Genomic DNA, 21,562 nt, shown 5'->3' with positions numbered 1-21,562 from the left:
CCACTCCGTTCGGTCCGGACGCTCAAATGGCTACCGTCGACCCCGGGTCAGCGCGGTTCGGGCGCCGGCGGCATGTGGCGCTTATGTTCGCTCGTCGCGACCAGCTCCTCGACATGCTCGACCGCCGACTCGGGCACGTCCAGCGCGCGGACGGTCGCGGCCTTCGAGAACGGCCCGTCGACGTGGAGCGCCAGGATGGCGTCCAGCGTGTCGTAGTCGAGCCCCAGCTCCCCCTCGTCGGTCTGGCCCTCCCACATCTCCGCGCTGGGGGGTTTCTCGACGAACTCGTCGGGGACGCCGACGTGCCGGGCCAGCTGGCGGACCTGGCACTTATACAGGTTGCCGATGGGGTTGCAGTCGACGGCCTGGTCGCCGTACTTCGTGTAGTAGCCGGCCATCGCCTCCGAGCGGTTGCCCGTCCCGAGGACGACGCCGGACTCGGCGTTGGCGACGAAGTAGTTCAGCACCGCCCGCGTCCGGACCCGGACGTTCCCGAGTGCCATCCGGTCCTCGGCCGCGTGGTCCGGCGCGACGTCGACGAACGCGTCGACGACCGGGTTGATATCGAGCACGTCGTACTCGATCTCCAGCATCTCGGCGACGCGCTCGGCGTCGCTCATGTTCCGCTCCGTGTTCACGTCGCTCGGCATGACGAGCCCGTGGAGGCCCTCCTCACCGAGCGCCTCGACCGCCAGGAAGGCCGTCAGCGTCGAGTCGATGCCGCCCGACAACCCCAGGACGGCACCCTCGGCGCCGGCGTCGTCCACGACCCCCTTGATGAACGCGGTGATATGCTCGCGATGGGCCTCCAGTTCGGCCTCCGACAGCAGCAGGTCGACGTTCGTCTCCTCTACGAGTTCGGTGGCTTCTGCCATTACCGGATGATGGGCCGCTTGCGACTAATACCCCCCGTCCCCGCCCCCGAAACTGGACGGTCGTGGGGGTCGACGGCGCCCGGCGGTCGCCGAAGCGCTACGTTGAAGTCGGCGAGCGGAGTAGACCGAGACGAGCGCGCTGTCGACGAGTGATCCAGACGGGATGACGAGTCGCGGGGCGCGAACGGATGCGCGCCGTTGGTCCAGTGGTAGGACATTAGCTTCCCAAGCTAATAGCCCGGGTTCGATTCCCGGACGGCGCACTACGCCGACCCGCCGTGTGTCATCACCGACGATCGTCCGCCGTCGGGACCCGTTTCCGGCCGAACTGTGGCTCAGTCGAGGGCGGATACGGTCCATGCTTTCATTACGCTCAAGCCCCTGCCAGAAACGTACTCGTGGACGCCATCGAGACCGACAACCTGCCCGGCGCACTCACCTCGTTCATCGACGAGGTGCCGGAGACGGAGACGACGCTGATGGTGGTGAACCGGACGGGACCGGAGCCGCTGATCGACCTGCTGGACGAGGCGTTCGGGACACAGACGGTTTCGGTCTCCGAACGACAGCTCCCGGAGGGCGAGGAGGACCTGGTCCTGTTGCTGAGGAGCGGGTCGGTCGCCGCCACCACGTCGATGGATCGCCTCCAACGGGCGTTCCTCCTCGTGAACACCGACCGGTACCGGACCGGCGCGAACGGGCTGGCCGAGGCGGAGATGCCGGACGTGCTGACGGGACTCGACGAGGTCGAGTTCCAGGTGCGGGGCTTTCCCGCCTCGAACAAGGAGAAACTGCTGCTCGTCCTCATCTCCCGGTTCATCGAGGGCCGGGCGCTTGAGGTCGGCGGCGGCCGGTTCGACGCCTCCTTCCAGCGGCTCTCGCGGCTCGACGACGAGTACGGCACCCGGACGGTGTACGGCTGGCTCGGCGACACCGAGGTCGACGCCCACGTTTACGGCGTCCACGACGAACCCGTCCCCGACGAGCTGGACGTGACGGTCCACGCCGGCACCCACGAGGAGTACCGCCGCTCCTGGTTCGTCGTCTTCCGGCCGCCGCCCGGCGAGAGCGGGCACGTCGCCCTCGTCGCCGTCGAGGTCGGCGACAACGAGTGGCAGGCGATGTGGACATACGACCCCGAACGGGTGGCGCGTATCGGCGAGTACGTCCGGGCGAACTTCTGAATCGGGACGGCGGTCCACCGGCTGTCGGCGCGACGAGAGGGCTGGAGACGCCGTTCCCGTCCGACCCCCTGTTCCTGGCCGTCGTCGCGCCGGAACGGTTACAGCTCCTCGACCTCGCGGGTCCGCTCGCTCTCTGACTCCCCCGTGTTCAGCGTCCCCGCGGGCTCGAACAGTAGCACGTGGGCCGCGTCGCCGCCCGGGCCGACCCCGGTGTCCGCGGGGACGGCGGGCCGGTGCTCGACCCCAGCCGGGACGACGTGGAACTCGTTCGCCTCAAGGTGGACGTCGGGGGTCTCGCGCAGCTCGATGTCGAGGGCGCCAGCGACGACGAGGAACAGTTCGTCGGCGCCGGCGTGGTGGTGCCACTCGAACGCACCGCGTAGCTTCGCGAGCTTGACGTGCTGACCGTTCGGCTCGGCCGCCAGCCGCGGCGCCCAGTACTCGTCGATGCGGTCGAAGGCGTCGGATAGCGAGACGGTGGTCCCGTCGGCGTCAGTCATGACAGTCGGTGTGAGCGCTCCGGACAGGAAGCTTCCGGCTCGGCCCGCGTGCCGGATGCCCGTTCAGCCGTCGAAGCAGCGGTCGAACGCGGCCGTGTCACCGATGTCGAGCCACTCCCGGGTGGCCGCCTCGTCGAGCCGGAGCGGCCGACGCCACCACGGCCCCTTCCCCGAGTCGGCCGACAGCTCCGTCACCAGCCGGTTGGCGTCGACGCCGGCCGTCCGCGTCGAGAGCGGGACAGCCACGTCGTAGCGCTCCGAGCCCCAGGCGTCGCCCTGGACGAGCACCTCGGCATCGAACGTCTCGCGCTTGACGTGGGCGTTGTTGGCGAACACGTCCCGGGTCGCTTCGGCCGCCTCGCGGTACGTCTCGCCGGGGAGCGGGTCCCGCGCCAGCCGGAAGTGGCCGATGACGAACGCCCCCCACTCCGGCGGCTGCCAGCCCGGTCGCTCGTCGCCCGTCGAGAGCGTCGCGTAGAAGAAGAGGAAGTCGCCGCCCGACAGCTCCAGGATGGGCCGGGCTTTCACCCCGTGCTCGTCGCCGTAGGTGTACCCCTCACAGAACGGGTAGCCGTCGAACTCCGGGTCCAGATGCGTCGGCACGTCGCGCACGTCGGCCACATCGACGGGCCAGTCGAGTGCGTCGTCAAGTTCGCCGTACGTGGGTGCGTGGGCGTCGGCGCGGGTGGGCTCGGACTCCGGGATGGGGATGAAGTCGAACTGCCCGTACGCGTCGATTCGTGCCCGGAAGCCCGGCTCGTTGGTGTTCGCGCCGACGTTGATGGCGAGCCCGCGCATGTGGGTCTACTGCGTCGGTCGTGTACATCAAGCCGCCGGGACGGCGCCGACACGGCCTGGCTCGCGCACGGGCCGGGGAGGTGGCGGTCGCGCGCTCAGACGTCGTCCAGCACGAGGGTCCGGAGGATGTCACCGTAGGCCGGGCGGGTGACGAGGACGCCCAGCAGGACGCCGACGATGGTGATGATGGCAAAGCCCTGGAGATCGCCCAGCGACAGCACCGCCAGCGGCGACATCGCGATGATGGTGGTCGCGGCGGCCGCGCCGATGACCCAGAACGCCTTGCGGAAGCGCGACTCGAAGACGCGCGAGGTGTTGACCTCCCCGGACTGGAGGATCTCGTCGGCGATGATGATGAGGTCGTCCACCCCGGTACCGATGACGGCGATGAAGCCGGCGATGTGCGAGAGGTCAAGCGCCAACCCGACCGCGGAGGCGAACCCGAGCAGCAGGAACACCTCCGCGCCGGCGGTCAGCACCATCGGCGCGGCGACGCCGGGCTCGCGGTAGCGCAGGAACACCATCCCGGCGACCGCGAAGACCGCGACGAGGGCGGTGATGAGCGAGAACAGCTTGAACTCGTTCGCCAGCGACGGCTCGAGGAAGTAGGTCGTCCCCTGCCCCTCGATGTCCAGCGTGGTCGGGAGCGCGCCCGCCTGCAGGTCGATGGCGAGCTGCTGGGCCTCGCTGAAGTTGTTCGCCGTGATGACGAACGCCGGGTCCTTCACGAAGTCGCCGCTGCGGATGGTCCTGGCGAGCCCCGGACTCATCGAGGCGCCGTAGACGACCTCGCCGTCACGGACCGTGTACAGGCAGTAGCCCGGGTAGGTGTCGGGGTCCTCGCCGGACTCGGGCCGGTAGCCGCAGCTGCCGATGCCCTCGTCGGTGAACCCGAAGCTCTGCATCGCGTCCGAGAAGTTCTGGGCGGGGTCCTGCCGGAGCGACACCGGGACGCGCGCGGGCTGGTTCCCCTCGGCCTGCGCGGCCTGGAAGTTCTGGTTCGCGAAGTCCTCCTGGGTCAGCAGTCCCACGTTCCGGTAGGTGGTCTCGTTGCCCCCCTGCTGGGGGAAGTGCGCCACCAGCTCCACCTGTCCGCGGGAGGTGATGAGCCGGAGCACCTCCGAGCGGTTGGCGTTCGGGACCTCGACGAGGATGAACGTCTCGCCGGTCGGGGTCCGGGTGGTGGAGACCGTGCCGCCCGAGAGGCCGACGCTGTTGATCTTGCTGTCGAGCACGTTGACCGCGGTCTGGCGGGTGGCCTCGGTCACGCCGGGGCGGACGTCGTCGGTGGTCGCGTCCAGCCCGGACGTCTGCAGGGCGGCCGCGAAGTCGGCCTGCGTGATGTTGCCGTTCGCCTCGTTGGCGAACAGCTCGACCGTGTCCTGGCCGTCGCGGACCTCGCGCACCTGGACGTCCGTCCGGGAGCGGTTGAGCTGGCTGGCGACGCTCGACTCGATATCGCGGGCGCTCGCCCCCTCGAGTTCGACCTCGGCGGTCATGCCGACGAGCGGGGCTCGAACCCGGGTGCCGCCGGACAGCTCCAGCCCGTACTCGAGGTTGGTCTGGCTGTCGTCCGTGTCGGCACCGCCGAGCGGTACGAAGACGGCGACGGTGCTCACCAGCAGCAGGACGAGCAGTAGGTAGATACGCCAGTTCTCGCGGGGGGAGAGGTTCACTTCGCCACCCCCTCGTACTTGTAGTAGCGGAGCAGTGTGACGTTCATCAGGTAGGTGTTCATGAGGTCGGCGACCAGCCCGAAGACGAGGACCGTCCCCACGGCCGGGAGCAGCGGGATGCCGAGCAGGAAGGCGACGACGGACATCACCGTCATCGCGGCGATGGAGGTGAGCGTCATCGTCACCCCGGTCCGCATGGCCCGGTAGGTCGACTCGTAGAAGCCGCCCGACCGCCGGAGGATGTGGTTGTTCAGCAGGAGGTCGGAGTCGACGGAGTACCCGATGAGCATCAACAGCGCGGCGACCGTCCCCAGTGTCAACTCCATCCCGAAGACGTTCATCAGGGCGAGGGGGATGACGATGTCGGAGAACGCGGAGACGACGACGGCGATGGAGGGAACGAACGTCCGGAACAGCGCGAACACGAGGACCGCCATCCCGGCGAAGGCGACGCCCACCCCGAGCAGGGCCTGGCTCTGGCTCTGTGCCCCGAAGGAGGCCGACCGGCCCTGTATCGAATCCACGTCGTAGCCGGCGCCCTCGGCGGCCTGCTGGATGCCGTCGGTGTCGGTCGACTGGAAGGTGACGATGTAGCCGTCGGACTGCGTGCGGATGGGCTGGACCGACTCCACGTCGAAGCCCTCGGACTGGAACGTGGACTCGATGGCCGCCGCCGAGTCGGCCGCCGTGAGCTGGAGTTCGGTGCCCCCGGTGAAGGCCAGCCCCGGGCGGACGGGCGAGCCGGTGACGGCGAAGAACGCGCCGATGACGGCCAGGGCGATCACCAGCACCACCAGCGGGACGACGATGAGCTGTCGGTTCGTGTACTGCTCGTAGTCCACGTCGGGGAGGTCGAACGGGAGCTTCCCGGTGGCGTCGGCTTCAGCCACCGGCGCTCACCCCCACGTGCGCGGAATCTACCATGCGAACGCGTCCGAAACGGCCGCGAATAAGCCTTCTTACTCGAGTAGCCGTCCGGCGGCGAGTCCCGACCCGTTGCCGTGAGGGCTATCCCGACGCGGCTCCCAGCGAGGGTGATGCCAGCCGACACCGTTCGGGCGGTCCTGTTCGACCTGGACGACACGCTGTGTGCGTACCGCCGGTCGGGGGACGAGCTCATCACGACCGCCTGCGAGGCGGTCGGCGTCGAGCCGTTCTTCGATGGGGCGACGTACGAGGCCCGCTACGGCGAGTTCACCGACGAGAGCGAGGACGTCGCGGACCTCCGGGAGCGGTGTTTCGCCGCCATCGCCGCCGACCGGGGGCGCGACCCCGAGGTGGGTCGGGCAATTGCCCGCGCGTTCGCCGCCGAGCGCGACTACGGGAACGTCCGCCCGCTGGCGGGCGCCCGCGAGGCCGTCGAATCGCTCGCCCGGCGCTACCGTGTCGGCGTGGTGACGAACGGCGCGCCGGGGATGCAGCGTCGGAAACTCGCCGCGCTCCCCTTCGCCGACCGGTTCGAGACGGTCGTCCATGCGGGCTACGACACGGCCGCCAAACCCGCGGCCGCGCCGTTCCACGAGGCGCTCTCGACCCTCGACGCGTCCCCCGACCGGGCCGTCCACATCGGCAACTCGGCGGCCAGCGACGTGGCCGGCGCCCACAACGCCGGCCTCCGGTCGGTCTGGCTCCGCCAGCCGGACGGTCCCGGCGACCACCGGCCCCACTTCACCATCGACCGGATGGGCGACCTCACCGCACCGCCCTGGGAGTGAGACCGGGCGGCCGCGCTCCGGCGACGTGGGGATTAACCGGCGGGCGCGCCAACGGCCGCCCGGATGACAGGGGTCCAGGCGGTCACGCTCGACATCGACCGGACGCTGTGCGAGTACCGGCGCTCCACCGCCGACCTGCTGGCCACGGCGTTCGACGAGGTCGGCGTCGCGCCGTTCTTCACCGCCGCGGAGTACCACGACCGGATGTTCCGTTACGTCCCCCGGACCGACACGAAGGCTGAACTCCGGGAGGCCTGCTTCGCGGACCTCGCCGAGGAGCGGGGCCACGACCGCGCGGTCGGGCGGCGGGTCGCCGCGGTCCACACCCGACTGCGTGACCACCGCGCGGTCGAGCCGCTGCCGGGTGCCCGCGCGGCCGTCGAGACGCTCGCCGAGCGCTACCCGCTGGCGGTCGTCACCAACGGCGCGCCGGAGATTCAGGCGCCCAAACTCGATGCGCTCGGGCTGTCGGGGGTCTTCGAGACCGTCGTCCACGCGGGCTACGACACGCTGGCCAAGCCCGACCCCGCCCCCTTCCTCGACGCGCTGGACGTCCTCGGGACGGCCGCGCCCGCGACGGTTCACGTCGGCGACTCCAGCGACGACGTGCTCGGCGCCGACGCCGCGGGGATGCGGACGGCCTGGCTCCGGACCGAGGCCGAGCGGGACGCGACCGGCCGCCCCGGCACGCGCCCCCACTTCGAACTCGACTCCATGCGCGACCTCGTCGACCCGCCGTGGGAGTGAACGCCCCGTATTATCGACATACAGCGGTCGTCCGCTCGTAATCCCTACAACAGCTACCGAACGACGAGCAGGACCGAGTTATCCCGCCGGTCGACGAACGAGTCCTCGGGCGGCGGCTGCACGGAGAACCGGACGGTCCCCTCCGCCTGGTTCGCCCCCAGCTTCGGGTCGAGCCGGAGCCTCGCGGTCCCGTTCCGGTCCGTGCGGGCCACCCGGGTCCCGCCCAGCCGCGCGGACCCGCCGCGGGCGACGACCGTCGCGTTCGCTACCCCGCCGCCGTCGGGGTCGACCACGCGGACGGTCACGTTCGTCGGTCCCGGCTCCGTCACCGTCGGTTCCGGCGCGACGTCGACCTCTGCCACGCCCAGCCCCGACAGCCCGGAGAGCATGTTCAGCATGATGCCGAGGCTGGCCACCCCGACCACCAGCGCGATGACCAGCCGGACCGGCAGTCCCTCGATACCGCGGTCGTCGTCCGCGAGGCGTCTCGTTCGCACGGGGCGGGTGGCGCGGCCTCCGGTTTCAATCTTCGCCGTCCGCGCTCCGGACGATACAAGCACCCCCCGCCCGCCACGCCGAGCATGCGCGAACGACTCCGGCCGCTGGCGCTCGTCGCAGCCGGCGGTTCCGTCGGGGCTGCCCTGCGGTACGCCCTCGCCGAGATGCTACCCGCCGGAGCGCTCCCCTGGGGGACCCTGGCCGCCAACGTCGGCGGCGCGTTCCTCCTGAGCCTGCTACTGTACGAGAACCGGCTGGTCGGCTCGCTCGGCCGGGGGACACGGCTCCTCGTCGGCACCGGCTTCTGCGCGTCGTTCACCACGTACTCGACGTTCGCCGTCGGGACGGCCGGCCTCGTGGGGCTGCCGGCCATCGGTACGGGCGCGCCGACACCGGCACTCGCCGCCGTCTACGTCGCCCTCACCTACGCCCTCGGCTTCGTCGCCATCGGTCTCGGGCAGGTCGTCGTCCGGGTGATGGCGTGAAGCCGGCGCTGCTCGTGGGGTTGGGCGGCGTCGCCGGCGCGCTGGCCCGGCACCTGCTCGGCGAGCGCGTCGAGACGGGGACCCGCGACACGCTCGCGGTGAACGTGCTCGGCTCGTTCCTGCTGGGCGCCCTCGTCGCCGTCCCCGTCGGCGACGACCTGCTGCTGCTGGTCGGGACGGGCTTCTGTGGCGCGTTCACGACGTTCTCCACCTTCGCCTACGAGACGGTGCGACTGGCCGAATCCGGGCGCGCCCGGCGGGCGGTACTGAACGCGACGGTGAACCTCCTCGGGGCGTTGGTCGCCGTGTGGATGGGGGCGCTTGCCGCCGGCGCGCTCTGATCGGTCGCTACCGGGCCAACCTATACGGTCCGCCCGCTCCCGTCCCCGATATGCTCTCGTTCGCGGACGCGGAACTCGTCGACCTGAGCATCGGGCTCGAACCGGGGGCGGCCAGCGAGCCCTGGCCCCCCGAGGTGGAGTACTTCGACCACGCCGACGGCGCCCAGCTCCTCTCCGAGAACCTCCAGGGGCTGGGCCACGACGTCGCTGCCGAGGACTTCCCCGACGAGGAGGGCCTCGCCTGGGAGGAGGTTCACGCCATCCCGCACACCGGGACGCATCTGGACGCGCCGTGGCACTACGGCCCCGAGTCCGACGGTGACCCCGCGATGACGATCGACGAGGTGCCGCTCGAGTGGTGTCGCGGGAACGCGGTCGTCCTCGACGTGCGCGACATGGCCCCCGGCGCCGAGATAACCCCCGACGACATCGACAGTCGGCTCGACGCGCTGGACCACGAGCTGCGCCCGGGCGAACTCGTCTTCCTCCAGACCGGCGCCGACGAGCTGTGGGGTAGCGCCGAGTACCTCCAGCGGTTCCCGGGGATGGGTGCCGAAGCGACAGCACACCTCGTCGAGCAGGGGGTCCGGGTCATCGGGACGGACGCGTACGGCTTCGACAAGCCGTTCGCCGAGATGGGCGAGCGGTTCGTCGACTCGGCGGACGAGGGGGAGCTGTGGCCCGCGCATTTCGCCGGCCGCGAGGTCCCGTACTGCCAGATCGAGAAGATGGCGGACCTCGACCGGCTCCCCCGGCGGACGGACGTGCCCGTGGTCTGCTTCCCCGTCTCCATCGAGGGGGCCTCGGCCGGCTGGGTCCGGCCGGTCGCGATGTTCGAGCCCGGGACGCTACCCGGCGGTGGTGAGCATGCAGAGCGGTCCTCGTCGGAGCACCGCTCCGACGGTGGTGATGGGCTCGCGACCGACGGGGGTGTTCCGGCATGAGGCTCGCCACGGTCGCGGTCGAGACACCGGTCGGCCGCGAGCGACGGCTCTGCGTGCGGGACGAGTCCCGGGACGCGGCCGACCCGGGGTCGCTGGTCGACGTGACGAGCGGGCACACCTGGCTGCTGGAGCGGGACGGCGAGCCGGCCGCGGCCGAGCACGCCGCCGCGGTGACGCCGCCGGCGATGCGGCCGTTCCTCGAGCGGGGTGACCGCGCGCTCGACGCGGCCCGCGACGTGCTCGACGCGGTCCCGGACCCCGGCGACGGGTCGGCGCCACGGGCCGACGGGTCGGCGCCACGGGCCGACGGGTCCGACGGCCACGTCCGGACCGAGGGTGGTGCGAGGGTCCGGTTCTCCCCGGCCGAGGACGGCGTCCGCCTGCTCGCGCCACTGCCCCGGCCCAACACCGTCCGGGACTTCATGGCCTACGAGGAGCACGTCCGCAACACGCTGGGTGAGCCCCCGGAGGTCTGGTTCGATATCCCGGTCTGCTACAAGGGGAACCCGGACACCGTGGTCGGACCGGGCGACACTGTGACGTGGCCGGACTACTCGGGCCTCTGGGACTACGAGCTGGAGCTGGCGGCGGTCATCGGCAAGCGCGGGACCGACGTCGACGCCGACGCGGCCGGGGAGTACATCGCCGGCTATACCGTGTACAACGACTTCTCGGCCCGGGACACACAGGGCGAGGAGATGGACGCGAACCTCGGCCCCGCGAAGGGGAAGGACTTCGCGAACGCGCTCGGACCCTACCTGGTGACCGCCGACGCGTTCGAGCCGAGCGAGGCCACGATGACCGCCGAGGTCGACGGGGAGGTCTGGTCGGAGGGGACACCCGGCGAGATGCACCACTCGTTCGCGGACATCGTCGCGCACGTCTCCGACAGCGAGCCGCTCCGCCCGGGCGACGTCCTCGGCTCCGGGACGGTCGGCGAGGGCTGCGGTCTCGAACTGGGGCAGTTCCTCGAGGACGGCCAGACGGTGGCGCTCGAGGTGGAGGGCATCGGGCGTCTGGAGAACACGGTCGTGAGCGGCGACGGCGGATAGCGGGTCAATCCTCGGAGAGGTTCCGGAAGGCGACCTCGAAGTCGTCGCCCTCCATCTCCATCGCGGTCCGGTCGAGGTCGGTCTGGAGCGCCTCGATGCGGTCCTCGAGCTCCTGGTACTCCTCGCTGTTCGCGAGTTCCTCCTCACTCTTCTGGGTGACGAGGGCGGCTCGCTTCGAGACCAGGGCGTAGAGGTCGCGCAACTGGCTGTCGTAGTCGGCCCGCGCGACGAGGTCGCCGACCGCCTCCAGCAGCTCGTCGCGCAGGATGGGCTTGACGAGGTAGTCGTCGAACCCCATCTCGATGATGTCGAAGTCCGGCTCGACCGCGGTCACCATCGCGACCTGACAGCCGGTCCCCGCCTCCCGAACGTGGGTCAGTACCTCGTCACCGGACATCTCCGGCATCAACCGGTCGATGAGGGCGATATCGACGTCCTCGTCGAACTGGTCCAGCGCCTCGGCGCCACCGTAGGCGACGCGGGTCTCGTAGCGTTCGCCGAGCCATGCGGCGTACAGGTCCGCGAGATCCGGCTCGTCGTCGACCACGAGCACCGTCCGGGACTCCTCCGTGGTCATCGGCGCCCCCCGTCTCCGGTCCGACCACAGCACCGGATGTTGTTAGTCATCACCAGCCGAGCGTACAGACTGGGGAATATTATATCTGTGGCCGCGGAGTGGGCCATCGCCGTCAACCGTGGGGTGTTGGTGTTGCTACTCGGCGGTCGTGTCGTCCGGAGAAACGCCCGGAGCGGGATTTGAACCCGCGTCACAACCGTGACAGGGTTGTATGATGGGCCACTACACCATCCGGGCCTCGCTCTACCGTAGCCCGCTTTTGTTCTTAAGGCTTTCCAAGCCGCGACGCACTGTGTTGCGATACCGCTCCGCCCCGTCGCCACGTTTTTGATACCGTCGCCCGTCAGTGCGGGCATACGCTGCCCCTTCGGGGGTAACCGGCGGCTGGCCGACGGGGCCGTCGCCGGGTTCGCGTAGCGGTAGCCGTCGCATTCAACAACGCTTATTATCGCTCCGACAGTAAATGGCTGTAGTATCTCGTGACCGTGTTCTCACCCGCCCACCCATGGTAGACGTAACCGACCACGAACTCGTTCCCGAGCACGAGATCCTCGACGAAGAGGTCCTCGAGGAGGTGCTCGGCGAGTACGACATCGACCGCACCGATCTGCCGAAGATCAAGCGTCTCGACCCCGCCATCCCGGACGGCGCCGAGGTCGGCGACGTGGTGAAAGTGACCCGCGACTCCCGGACGACGGACCGGGCCGTCGTCTACCGACTGGTGGTAGAATGAACAGGGAAGACCGCCGAGAGATATCCAGAGAGTACTTCTCCCGCGAGCGGCTGGCCGAGCACCATTTCCGCTCGTTCAACGCCTTCCTCGACAACGGGATGCAGCAGGTGGTCGACGAGAAGGAGACCATCGACACGGACATCGGCGACAAGGAGGGCCAGGAGCCCGTCCGCGTCGACCTCGGCAACGTCCGCATCACGACGCCGCGTGTCCGTGAGGCCGACGGCTCCGAGGAGCTGCTCTACCCGCAGGAGGCCCGTCTGCGGAACATCACCTACTCCGCGCCGGTGTTCATGGAGATGACAATCGTCCGCGGGGGCGAGGAGGAGGAGGAGTACATCGTCGACCAGTCCGAGACGAAGGTCGGCCGGATGCCGATCATGATCGGCTCCAACAACTGCAACATCAACGAGTTCAGCCACGAGGAGCTGATCGAGATCGGCGAGGACCCCGCCGACCCCGGCGGCTACTTCATCGTCAACGGCTCCGAGCGCGTGCTGATGACCAGCGAGGACCTCGCCCCCAACAAGATCCTCGCGGAGTACGACTCCAAGTACGGCGACGAGATCCAGGTCGCCAAGACGTTCAGCCAGCGTCGGGGCTACCGGGCGCTGGTGCTCTGCGAGCGGAACCGCGAGGGACTGCTCGAGGTGAGCTTCCCCTCCGTCTCCGGCTCGATCAACTTCGTCACCCTCGTCCGCGCGCTCGGGCTCGAGTCCGACGAGGAGATCGTCCACCGGGTCAGCGACGACCCGGAGGTCGTGAAGTTCATGCTGGAGAACTTAGAGGCCGCGGAGGTCGAGACGACCGAGCAGGCCATCGAGAAGCTGGGCAAGCGCGTCGCCTCCGGTCAGGGGAAGAACTACCAGCTCAAGCGCGCCAACTACGTCATCGACCGCTACCTCCTGCCCCATCTCCACGAGGAGGGCGTCGACGAGGAGGAGGTCCGCATCAACAAGTCCTACTACCTCTGCCGGATGGCGGAGGCGTGTTTCGAGCTCGCGCTCGGGCGGCGCGACTCCGACGACAAGGACCACTACGCCAACAAGCGCCTGAAGGTCAGCGGCGACCTGATGAAGGACCTGTTCCGGACGGCCCTGAACAAGCTGGCACGCGACGTGAAGTACCAGCTCGAACGGGCCAACATGCGCAACCGGAACCTCTCGGTCTCGACGGTCGTCCGGTCGGACGTCCTGACCGAGCGGCTCGAACACCCCATCGCGACGGGGAACTGGGTCGGCGGCCGCTCCGGCGTGAGCCAGCTGGTCGACCGGACGGACTACATGGGCGTGCTGAGCCACCTGCGCCGGCTCCGCTCGCCGCTCTCGCGCAGTCAGCCCCACTTCGAGGCGCGTGACCTGCACGCGACCCAGTGGGGTCGCATCTGCCCCTCCGAGACGCCGGAGGGACCGAACTGCGGGCTGGTGAAGAACTTCGCCCAGGCGATGGAGCTCTCCCAGAACGTCGACGACGAGATCGAGCTGAAACGCGAGCTCGCGACGATGGGCGTCGAGGGCATCCCGGGTGTGGAGACGCCCGGCACCCAGCCGGCGGATGACTGAGGGCACGCGCGGCACCGGGCGACAGCACACACGGTACACACACGACACGACATGAGCAAGGGACGCGAAGCAAAGGTCTACGTGAACGGCAGTCTGGTGGGAACGCACCCCGAGCCCCGTGCGCTCGCGGACAACATCCGCGAGGCCCGACGGCGCGGCGAAGTGAGTGACATGGTCAACGTCTCGGTCAAGGGGCGCACCAACGAGGTCATCGTCAACGCGGACGCCGGCCGGGCCCGGCGCCCGCTGCTGGTCGTCGAGGAGGGCGAGCCCCTCATCAGTGACGAGGAGGTCGAGGCCGTCAAGAGCGGCGAGCTGGAGTTCGAGGAGCTCGTCGAGCGGGGCTACGTCGAGTTCATCGACGCCGAAGAGGAGGAGGACATCTACGTCGCCGTCGACGAGGACGACATCGAGTACGACTCGGACCAGCCCGAACTCGCGACGACCCATCTGGAGATCGACCCGCAGCTCATCTTCGGTATCGGCGCCGGGATGATCCCCTACCCCGAGCACAATGCGTCCCCCCGCATCACGATGGGGTCGGGGATGATCAAGCAGTCGCTGGGGCTGCCGAGCGCGAACTACCGTATCCGGCCGGACACGCGCCAGCACCTGCTGCACTACCCGCAGCTCTCGATGGTGAAGACCCAGACGACCGAGCAGATCGGCTACGACGAGCGGCCGGCCGCGCAGAACTTCGTCGTCGCCGTCATGTCCTACGAGGGGTTCAACATCGAGGACGCGCTGGTGCTGAACCAGGGGAGTGTCGACCGGGCGCTGGCCCGCTCGCACTTCTTCCGGACCTACGAGGGCGAGGAGCGCCGCTATCCGGGCGGCCAGGAGGACCGCTTCGAGATCCCCGACGACGAGGTCCGTGGCGCCCGCGGCGAGGACGCGTACACGCACCTCGACGAGGACGGCCTCGTCAACCCCGAGACGCAGGTCGGCGAGAACGACGTCCTGCTGGGCAAGACCTCGCCGCCCCGGTTCCTCGAGGAACCCGACGACATGGGCGGGCTGAGCCCGCAGAAGCGCCGCGAGACGAGCGTGACGATGCGCTCTGGCGAGAGCGGCGTCGTCGACACGGTGACGCTGATGGAGGGCGAGGACGGCTCCAAGCTCTCGAAGGTCTCGGTGCGCGACGAGCGCATCCCGGAGATGGGCGACAAGTTCGCCTCCAGGCACGGCCAGAAGGGCGTCGTCGGCCATATCGCCCCCCAGGAGGACATGCCGTTCACCCAGGAGGGCGTGGTGCCGGACCTCATCATGAACCCGCACGCGCTCCCGTCCCGGATGACGGTGGGCCACGTGCTGGAGATGCTGGGCGGCAAGGTCGGCTCGCTGGAGGGCCGGCGCGTCGACGGGACCGCCTTCACCGGCGAGGACGAGGACGAGCTCCGGGAGGCGCTCATCGAGCGCGGCTTCCGTGACTCCGGCAAGGAGGTCATGTACTCGGGGGTCACCGGCGAGCGTATCGAGGCCGAGATCTTCGTCGGGACCATCTTCTACCAGAAGCTCTACCACATGGTCTCGAACAAGATCCACGCCCGCTCGCGCGGGCCGGTGCAGGTGCTCACGCGGCAGCCCACGGAGGGCCGAGCCCGCGAGGGCGGCCTGCGTGTCGGGGAGATGGAGCGCGACGTGCTCATCGGGCACGGTGCGGCGCTCACGCTCAAGGAGCGGCTCCTCGACGAGTCCGACCGGGAGCAGATCCACGTCTGCGCCCAGTGTGGGATGACGGCGGTCGAGAACGTGGAGCAGCGGCGTGTCTACTGTCCCAACTGCGGCGAGGAGACGGACGTCCACGAGGTGGAGATGAGCTACGCGTTCAAGCTCCTCCTGGACGAGATGAAGGCGCTCGGCATCGCCCCGCGCGTCGAACTGGCGGACGCGGTCTAATCCACTATGTCAACGGACCAATCCCCCAAGGAGATCGGGTCGCTCAGCTTCGGACTGATGAACCCCGAGGAGTACCGTGAGATGTCGGCCACGAAGGTCATCACGGCCGACACGTACGACGACGACGGCTTCCCCATCGACATGGGGCTGATGGACCCCCGGCTGGGGGTCATCGACCCCGGGCTGGAGTGCAAGACGTGTGGTAAGCACAGCGGCTCGTGTAACGGCCACTTCGGTCACATCGAGCTCGCGGCGCCGGTCATCCACGTCGGGTTCTCCAAGCTCATCCGGCGGCTGCTCCGTGGCACGTGCCGGGAATGCTCCCGGCTCTGTCTGACGGAGGACGAGGCCAGTGAGTTCCGCTCGCAGCTGGAGCGGACCCGCCAGCTCGGCGAGGACCTCAACGATGTCACGAAGTCCGCTATCCGGCAGGCCCGGAAGCAGGACCGCTGCCCCCACTGCGGCGAGGAGCAGTTCGACATCCAGCACGAGAAGCCCACCACCTACTACGAGGTGCAGGACGTGCTGCACTCGGAGTACTCCGAGATGGTCGCGGCCGCGATGGAGGGCCGTCCGGTCCCCCAGATGGACGAGGACCCCGAGTCGACCGAGCGCGAGCCGATGCCGCCCCAGGACCTCTCCGAGGAGACCGGCATCGAGGTTTCCCGCATCAACGAGATCCTCTCGGGCGAGTTCCGCCCGAAGGAGGACATGCGCAAGCGGATCGAGACGGCGCTGGACATCGACCTCACCGAGGAGGACATGAACAAGCTGATGGCCAGCGACATCCGGGACTGGTTCGAGGACATCCCGGACGAGGACATCGAGACGCTGGGTATCGACCCCGCGAAGTCCCGGCCGGAGTGGATCATCCTGACGGTGCTACCGGTCCCGCCGGTCACCGCGCGTCCCTCGATCACGCTGGACAACGGCCAGCGCTCCGAGGACGACCTCACACACAAGCTGGTCGACATCATTCGCATCAACCAGCGGTTCATGGAGAACCGCGAGGCGGGTGCGCCCCAGCTCATCATCGAGGACCTCTGGGAGCTGCTCCAGTACCACGTGACGACGTTCATGGACAACGAGATCTCGGGGACGCCGCCCGCGCGACACCGCTCGGGCCGGCCGCTGAAGACCCTCTCCCAGCGGTTGAAGGGGAAGGAGGGTCGGTTCCGTGGCTCGCTGTCCGGCAAGCGTGTCAACTTCTCCGCCCGGACCGTCATCTCGCCGGACCCCACCCTCAGCCTGAACGAGGTCGGGGTGCCAGAGCGGGTCGCCAGCGAGATGACCCAGACGATGAACGTCAACGAGCGGAACCTGGACGACGCCCGTCGCTACGTCGCGAACGGGCCGGAGGGCCACCCCGGCGCCAACTACGTCCGGCGGCCGGACGGGCGGCGGCTGAAGGTGACCGAGAAGAACTGCGAGGAGCTCGCCGAGAAGGTCGAGCCCGGCTGGGAGGTCGCGCGACACCTCATCGACGGTGACATCGTCATCTTCAACCGGCAGCCCTCGCTCCACCGGATGTCCATCATGGCCCACGAGGTGGTCGTGATGCCGTACAAGACGTTCCGCCTGAACACGACGGTCTGCCCGCCGTACAACGCCGACTTCGACGGCGACGAGATGAACATGCACGCGCTGCAGAACGAGGAGGCGCGTGCGGAGGCCCGCGTCCTGATGCGGGTCCAGGAGCAGATCCTCAGCCCGCGGTTCGGCGAGAACATCATCGGCGCCATCCAGGACCACATCTCGGGGACCTACCTGCTCACCCACGAGAACCCCCGGTTCAACGAGACGCAGGCGCTTGACCTGCTCCGGGCGACCGCCATCGACGAGCTCCCGGCGCCCGACGGAGAGCTGTCGAAGACATCTCAGGCAGACGGCGGGGCCGACGGCGAACCGTACTGGACCGGCCGGACGGTGTTCTCCGAGCTCCTGCCCGACGGACTGGAGCTGGAGTTCACCTCCTCTGCCGGCGACACCGTGCTCATCGAGGACGGGCAGCTCACCGAGGGGACCATCGACGAGGACGCCGTCGGGGCGTTCGGCGGCGAGATCGTCGACACCATCTGCAAGCTCCACTCGAACACCCGCGCCCGCCAGTTCGTCAACGAGGTGGCGACGCTGGCGATGCGCTCGATCATGCACTTCGGGTTCTCCATCGCCATCGACGACGAGTCCATCGAGCCCGAAGCGGAGGCCCAGATCGACGAGGCCGTCGAGAACGCCGAGGAGCGCGTCCAAGAGCTCATCTCGACGTACGACGCCGGCGAGCTGGAGTCGCTGCCGGGGCGGACTGTCGACGAGACCCTGGAGATGAAGATCATGCAGACACTTGGACAGGCGCGTGACTCCGCCGGCGACATCGCCGAGGAGTACTTCCAGGACGACAACCCAGCAGTCATCATGGCCCGCTCCGGTGCGCGTGGGTCGATGCTGAACCTGACCCAGATGGCCGGCTGCGTCGGCCAGCAGGCGGTCCGTGGCGAGCGCATCAACCGCGGCTACGAGGGCCGCACGCTCAGCCACTACCTGCCCGACGACCTCTCGGCGGACGCCCACGGCTTCGTGGAGAACTCCTACCGGAGCGGGCTGACCCCGCGTGAGTTCTTCTTCCACGCGATGGGCGGCCGCGAGGGTCTGGTCGACACCGCCGTCCGGACGTCAAAGTCCGGCTACCTCCAGCGCCGGCTGATCAACGCGCTGTCGGAGCTGGAGACACAGTACGACGGCACTGTCCGGGACACCTCGGACAACATCGTCCAGTTCGAGTTCGGCGAGGACAGCACCTCGCCGGTGGAGGTCTCCTCGGACGCGGACAACGACATCGACGTGGAGGCCATCACCGAGCGCGTGCTCGACGAGGAGTTCGCCGACGAGAGCGAGAAGGCGGAGTTCCTCTCGCGCGAGGCCGTCGAGACGAACATCTCGGAGCACCAGGACTCCTGGAAGACCGGCCGCACTGCCGGCGTCGGCACGGAGGTCGAGTCCGATGACTGAGTTCGACGTGAGCGACGACGTCGAGGCGGTCGTCGAGGACACGGAGCTGCCGCGCCGACTCAAGAACGAGGTGTACGAGTCCATCGACGGGCGCGACGTCCCGGTCGAGAAGGCCGACGAGATCGCCCGCGCGGTGGAGTCGCGCTACCTCGAGACGCGTGTCGACCCGCTGGACCCCGTCGGCACGGTCTCGGCGCAGTCCATCGGGGAGCCCGGGACCCAGATGTCGATCCCTGCCGACGAGGAGATCGTCGTCCGTCGGGATGGCGAGACTGATATCGTCGAGATCGGCCCGTTCGTCGACTCGCTGGTCGAGTCCCGTGAGTCACGGATAACGGACGACCACGAGGTCGCGCTGGCTCCCGAGGGAATCGAGGTCCCGAGCCTCGGGAGCGACGAGCAGGTCCACTGGAAGACTGTCGAAGAGGTGAGTCGGCACGAGACGCCCGACGAACTGCTTCGGTTCGAACTGGAATCCGGCCGCTCGATTCGAGCGACCAAGGCACACTCGTTCGTTACACGGCGCGAGAACGAGGTTGTCCCTGTCGCGGGCGAGGAACTCGATGAGGGCGACTGGCTCCCCGTCGTAGCGGACCTCGACAACGGCGAAGGAACAGAGACGGTCGACCTGCGTGAGTATCTCCCGTCCGAGGACTACTGGTTCACCTCGGCGCTGACGGATGGCGGCGTGGACGCACTTCCCGGCGGCCCGGACCAGATTCGAAACAAGCGTGCAGCGCTGGACGCTGACGAACTAAACGAGCGGACCGCGTATCCGGTCGGGAGCTCCGTCGGACTCCCGGAGTCGTTCCCACTCGACGCAGGGACCGGCTTCTTCGTCGGTGCGTGGCTCGCCGAGGGGCCGCTGACGGAGTATTACGTCTCCGTCTCCAACGTCGACTCCGAGTTCCAAGATCGTATCCGTTCGTTCGCCGAGCGCTTCGACCTCTCTGTGAACGAGTACGAGAACGAGAGCGGGTTCGCCACGGGGTACGACATCCGTGTTAACGGAACCATCCTCGCGGACTTCCTCCGGTCGGCCTGCATGGATGACGGCGAGAAGGTCGTCCCTGGCTTCGCGTTCGGTGCATCAGAGGGGTTCGTCACCGGACTCCTACGTGGCTACTTCAGTGGTGACGGGAACGTCGGCACGAACTCCGTCCGTTCGAGTTCGACCAGCGACCAGCTTACCGCCGGCATCGCACTGCTTCTGAGCAGAGTCGGCATCTATTCGACGCTCGGTCGGCAGGACGATTCCCGAACGCTCCGGGTGCCGAAAAAGCACGTGCCTCGGTTCGCCGATTGTATCGGGATGGTCGGCGAACGTGGTGCGGAACTCGAGGAACTCGCCGCGGGCTGCGACACCGACGGGCCGGACGCGACGGACCAGGTTCCGAACTTCGGCGACTCGCTGGAGGAGGTCGCATCGGATGCCGGCATCCCGCAGCGTCAGGTCAACAGTGCCTCGAAGCGCCAGCGCGTCGGTCGGACCCGACTCCGTTCGCTCGTCGACGAGGCGCGCGAGGCCGGTGTCGACTCCGACGCCCTCGCTAGCCTGGAGCAGGCAGTCGAGGGCGACGTGGTCTGGGACCGCATCGCGTCGGTCGAGACGGTCACCAGCGACCACGACTACGTCTACGACCTCTCGGTCGCAGGCCTGGAGACGTTCACCACCGCCGAGGGTGTTGTGACGCACAACACCATGAACACCTTCCACTACGCGGGCGTCGCGGAGATCGACGTCACGCAGGGGCTCCCCCGGCTCATCGAGCTGGTGGACGCCCGGAAGACCCCGGACACCCCGATGATGACGGTCCACCTGGAGGGCGACTACGCGGTCGACCGCGAGCGCGCCCACGAGGTGGTCTGGGGTATCGAGGCCACGCGAATCCTCGCGCTGGGGGACGTGTCGACCAACGTGGCCGACATGATCGTCCGCATCGACCTCAACGAGGACACGCTCCACGAGCGCTGGCCCACCGTCGACGACACGGCGCTCATCGTCGACGAGATCGCCAGCACCATCGAGTCGAAGCTGGGCGTCGAGACCAGCACGATGGCCGGCACCGACGGCTCGGCCATCGAGTTCGGCCCCGAGGACCCGTCCTACCGGGACCTGCTCCAGCAGGTCGAGGAACTGCGCGAGATCGTCTTCAAAGGTATCGAGGAGGTCTCCCGGGTCGTCATCCGCAAGGAGGAGATCGACGACCCCGACATCGCCGCGGAGCTCGACGCCGAGGAGGAGTTCGTCCTCTACACCGAGGGGTCGGCCTTCGGCGAGGCCCTGGACATCGAGGGCGTCGACGCTTCCCGCACCACGTGTAACAACATCCACGAGATCTACCGCCAGCTGGGTGTCGAGGCCGCCCGCGAGGCCATCATCGAGGAGACGATGAACACCCTCGAGGAGCAGGGGCTGGACGACGTGAACATCCGGCACCTGATGCTCGTCGCGGACATCATGACCGCGCGCGGCACCATCGAATCCATCGGCCGGCACGGCATCTCCGGCAACAAGCAGTCCGTGCTCGCCCGGGCCGCGTTCGAGGTCACTGTCAACCACCTCCTCGACGCCGCCATCCACGGCGAGGTCGACGCGCTCAACGGCGTCACGGAGAACGTCATCGTCGGCAAGCCGATCAAACTGGGCACCGGCGACGTCAACCTCCGGATGGGCGCCACCCAGGGCAGCGAGAGCGGCGGGCCGGCGGACGACTGACGGAGCTTTTCTGACGGCTCGGATGTCCTCGGCGCGGCCCCGCCGCGCCTGCGGGCACTACTCGGGATGGAACCGTTCAGAGGAACTGCCGGCACTCGGGCGCCCCGGGCCCTCGTGCCGGCGAAACCGCGCCGGAGGCGCGGTATGCAGGCGAATCGCCGCTCCCCCTGCGTCTGTGCTGTTAGGGTGGTTTTCGATGTACTACGACTAGATGTGAGGGACGTGTGAGATATATGGGTAGTGCGGCGGAT

Annotated in this window: 19 protein-coding genes and 2 tRNA genes; 13 read left to right on the top strand and 8 right to left on the bottom strand. The window is 68.7% G+C overall.

What is annotated here, in order from left to right; all coding sequences use genetic code 11:
• Positions 1-47: 47 nt before the first annotated feature.
• A complete protein-coding gene (locus DP107_RS14080) occupies positions 48-875 on the bottom strand; it encodes an NAD+ synthase (protein WP_144262780.1) in 828 nt (275 codons plus the stop codon).
• A gap of 192 nt (positions 876-1,067) precedes the next feature.
• Here DP107_RS14080 and DP107_RS14075 point away from each other — a divergent pair.
• Positions 1,068-1,138: transfer RNA gene (locus DP107_RS14075), tRNA-Gly, on the top strand.
• A gap of 135 nt (positions 1,139-1,273) precedes the next feature.
• Entirely contained in the window at positions 1,274-2,059 is a 786-nt protein-coding gene (locus tag DP107_RS14070) for a histidine kinase (protein ID WP_202877415.1), read from the top strand.
• 98 nt (positions 2,060-2,157) lie between these two features.
• Here the strand turns inward: DP107_RS14070 and DP107_RS14065 are convergent, their stop codons facing one another.
• The 4 genes from DP107_RS14065 to secF form a co-directional block, all read right to left on the bottom strand.
• On the bottom strand, positions 2,158-2,559 hold the full coding sequence (locus DP107_RS14065) for a cupin domain-containing protein (protein ID WP_144262779.1): 402 nt from the start codon (positions 2,557-2,559) through the stop codon (positions 2,158-2,160).
• A gap of 63 nt (positions 2,560-2,622) precedes the next feature.
• A complete protein-coding gene (locus DP107_RS14060; RefSeq protein ID WP_144262778.1) occupies positions 2,623-3,357 on the bottom strand; it encodes an Nmad3 family putative nucleotide modification protein in 735 nt (244 codons plus the stop codon).
• A gap of 95 nt (positions 3,358-3,452) precedes the next feature.
• Entirely contained in the window at positions 3,453-5,033 is a 1,581-nt protein-coding gene (locus DP107_RS14055; RefSeq protein ID WP_144262777.1) for a preprotein translocase subunit SecD, read from the bottom strand.
• Entirely contained in the window at positions 5,030-5,923 is an 894-nt protein-coding gene (gene secF, locus DP107_RS14050) for a protein translocase subunit SecF (RefSeq protein ID WP_144262776.1), read from the bottom strand. The genes DP107_RS14055 and secF overlap by 4 nt, the downstream gene beginning before the upstream one ends.
• 147 nt (positions 5,924-6,070) lie before the next feature.
• On the opposite strand from secF, the gene DP107_RS14045 reads away from it, so the two are divergent.
• Positions 6,071-6,748, top strand: a complete 678-nt coding sequence (locus DP107_RS14045) for an HAD family hydrolase (protein ID WP_144262775.1) — start codon at positions 6,071-6,073, stop codon at positions 6,746-6,748.
• 63 nt (positions 6,749-6,811) lie between these two features.
• A complete protein-coding gene (locus DP107_RS14040; protein ID WP_144262774.1) occupies positions 6,812-7,495 on the top strand; it encodes an HAD family hydrolase in 684 nt (227 codons plus the stop codon).
• A gap of 53 nt (positions 7,496-7,548) precedes the next feature.
• Here DP107_RS14040 and DP107_RS14035 read toward each other — a convergent pair whose 3' ends face one another.
• Entirely contained in the window at positions 7,549-7,992 is a 444-nt protein-coding gene (locus DP107_RS14035; RefSeq protein WP_185977321.1) for a DUF7382 domain-containing protein, read from the bottom strand.
• A gap of 84 nt (positions 7,993-8,076) precedes the next feature.
• Here DP107_RS14035 and DP107_RS14030 point away from each other — a divergent pair, with 84 nt between their 5' ends.
• From DP107_RS14030 to DP107_RS14015, 4 genes are read left to right on the top strand one after another with little or no spacing between them, the layout of a single operon-like run.
• Positions 8,077-8,478: a fluoride efflux transporter FluC gene (locus DP107_RS14030; RefSeq protein ID WP_144262773.1), complete on the top strand. Its 402-nt coding sequence runs from the start codon at positions 8,077-8,079 to the stop codon at positions 8,476-8,478.
• The gene (gene crcB, locus DP107_RS14025; RefSeq protein WP_144262772.1) at positions 8,475-8,819 is read left to right on the top strand and encodes a fluoride efflux transporter CrcB; all 345 of its coding nucleotides are present in this window, start codon (positions 8,475-8,477) and stop codon (positions 8,817-8,819) included. The genes DP107_RS14030 and crcB overlap by 4 nt, the downstream gene beginning before the upstream one ends.
• Before the next feature lie 50 nt (positions 8,820-8,869).
• Positions 8,870-9,763, top strand: a complete 894-nt coding sequence (locus DP107_RS14020) for a cyclase family protein (protein ID WP_144262771.1) — start codon at positions 8,870-8,872, stop codon at positions 9,761-9,763.
• Complete coding sequence (locus DP107_RS14015) at positions 9,760-10,815, top strand: fumarylacetoacetate hydrolase family protein (RefSeq protein WP_144262770.1); 1,056 nt, start codon at positions 9,760-9,762, stop codon at positions 10,813-10,815. The genes DP107_RS14020 and DP107_RS14015 overlap by 4 nt, the downstream gene beginning before the upstream one ends.
• A 4-nt stretch (positions 10,816-10,819) precedes the next feature.
• Here the strand turns inward: DP107_RS14015 and DP107_RS14010 are convergent, their stop codons facing one another.
• Both DP107_RS14010 and DP107_RS14005 read right to left on the bottom strand, forming a co-directional pair.
• On the bottom strand, positions 10,820-11,392 hold the full coding sequence (locus DP107_RS14010) for a response regulator transcription factor (protein ID WP_144262769.1): 573 nt from the start codon (positions 11,390-11,392) through the stop codon (positions 10,820-10,822).
• 164 nt (positions 11,393-11,556) lie between these two features.
• Positions 11,557-11,629 (bottom strand) — tRNA-Asp (locus DP107_RS14005).
• 268 nt (positions 11,630-11,897) lie between these two features.
• Here DP107_RS14005 and DP107_RS14000 point away from each other — a divergent pair.
• Genes DP107_RS14000 through DP107_RS13980 form a run of 5 tightly spaced genes read left to right on the top strand, consistent with a single transcriptional unit; the run spans position 11,898 to position 21,311 of the window.
• Positions 11,898-12,125 (top strand): DNA-directed RNA polymerase subunit H, encoded by a 228-nt coding sequence (locus tag DP107_RS14000; RefSeq protein ID WP_144262768.1) that lies wholly within the window; start codon positions 11,898-11,900, stop codon positions 12,123-12,125.
• On the top strand, positions 12,122-13,687 hold the full coding sequence (locus DP107_RS13995) for a DNA-directed RNA polymerase subunit B'' (RefSeq protein ID WP_144262767.1): 1,566 nt from the start codon (positions 12,122-12,124) through the stop codon (positions 13,685-13,687). The genes DP107_RS14000 and DP107_RS13995 overlap by 4 nt, the downstream gene beginning before the upstream one ends.
• A 51-nt stretch (positions 13,688-13,738) precedes the next feature.
• A complete protein-coding gene (gene rpoB, locus DP107_RS13990; RefSeq protein ID WP_144262766.1) occupies positions 13,739-15,586 on the top strand; it encodes a DNA-directed RNA polymerase subunit B in 1,848 nt (615 codons plus the stop codon).
• 6 nt (positions 15,587-15,592) lie between these two features.
• A complete protein-coding gene (locus DP107_RS13985; protein WP_144262765.1) occupies positions 15,593-18,592 on the top strand; it encodes a DNA-directed RNA polymerase subunit A' in 3,000 nt (999 codons plus the stop codon).
• Entirely contained in the window at positions 18,585-21,311 is a 2,727-nt protein-coding gene (locus tag DP107_RS13980) for a DNA-directed RNA polymerase subunit A'' (RefSeq protein ID WP_144262764.1), read from the top strand. Before DP107_RS13985 ends, DP107_RS13980 begins: the two co-directional genes overlap by 8 nt.
• Positions 21,312-21,562 lie beyond the last annotated feature (251 nt).

The sequence above is a fragment of the Haloglomus irregulare genome, from assembly GCF_007421925.1.
Taxonomy (GTDB): Archaea; Halobacteriota; Halobacteria; order Halobacteriales; family Haloarculaceae; genus Haloglomus; species Haloglomus irregulare.
This window is presented reverse-complemented; position numbering and strand designations above follow the sequence as displayed.

Bases quoted from the DNA above. Each gene is read 5' to 3' on its own strand.
- DP107_RS14080 (WP_144262780.1), bottom strand. From the start codon at position 875: ATGGCAGAAGCCACCGAACTCGTAGAGGAGACGAACGTCGACCTGCTG.
- DP107_RS14065 (WP_144262779.1), bottom strand. From the start codon at position 2,559: ATGACTGACGCCGACGGGACCACCGTCTCGCTATCCGACGCCTTCGAC.
- DP107_RS14060 (WP_144262778.1), bottom strand. From the start codon at position 3,357: ATGCGCGGGCTCGCCATCAACGTCGGCGCGAACACCAACGAGCCGGGC.
- DP107_RS14045 (WP_144262775.1), top strand. From the start codon at position 6,071: ATGCCAGCCGACACCGTTCGGGCGGTCCTGTTCGACCTGGACGACACG.
- DP107_RS14040 (WP_144262774.1), top strand. From the start codon at position 6,812: ATGACAGGGGTCCAGGCGGTCACGCTCGACATCGACCGGACGCTGTGC.
- DP107_RS14030 (WP_144262773.1), top strand. From the start codon at position 8,077: ATGCGCGAACGACTCCGGCCGCTGGCGCTCGTCGCAGCCGGCGGTTCC.
- DP107_RS14020 (WP_144262771.1), top strand. From the start codon at position 8,870: ATGCTCTCGTTCGCGGACGCGGAACTCGTCGACCTGAGCATCGGGCTC.
- DP107_RS14015 (WP_144262770.1), top strand. From the start codon at position 9,760: ATGAGGCTCGCCACGGTCGCGGTCGAGACACCGGTCGGCCGCGAGCGA.
- DP107_RS14010 (WP_144262769.1), bottom strand. From the start codon at position 11,392: ATGACCACGGAGGAGTCCCGGACGGTGCTCGTGGTCGACGACGAGCCG.
- DP107_RS14000 (WP_144262768.1), top strand. From the start codon at position 11,898: ATGGTAGACGTAACCGACCACGAACTCGTTCCCGAGCACGAGATCCTC.
- DP107_RS13995 (WP_144262767.1), top strand. From the start codon at position 12,122: ATGAACAGGGAAGACCGCCGAGAGATATCCAGAGAGTACTTCTCCCGC.
- rpoB (WP_144262766.1), top strand. From the start codon at position 13,739: ATGAGCAAGGGACGCGAAGCAAAGGTCTACGTGAACGGCAGTCTGGTG.
- DP107_RS13985 (WP_144262765.1), top strand. From the start codon at position 15,593: ATGTCAACGGACCAATCCCCCAAGGAGATCGGGTCGCTCAGCTTCGGA.
- DP107_RS13980 (WP_144262764.1), top strand. From the start codon at position 18,585: ATGACTGAGTTCGACGTGAGCGACGACGTCGAGGCGGTCGTCGAGGAC.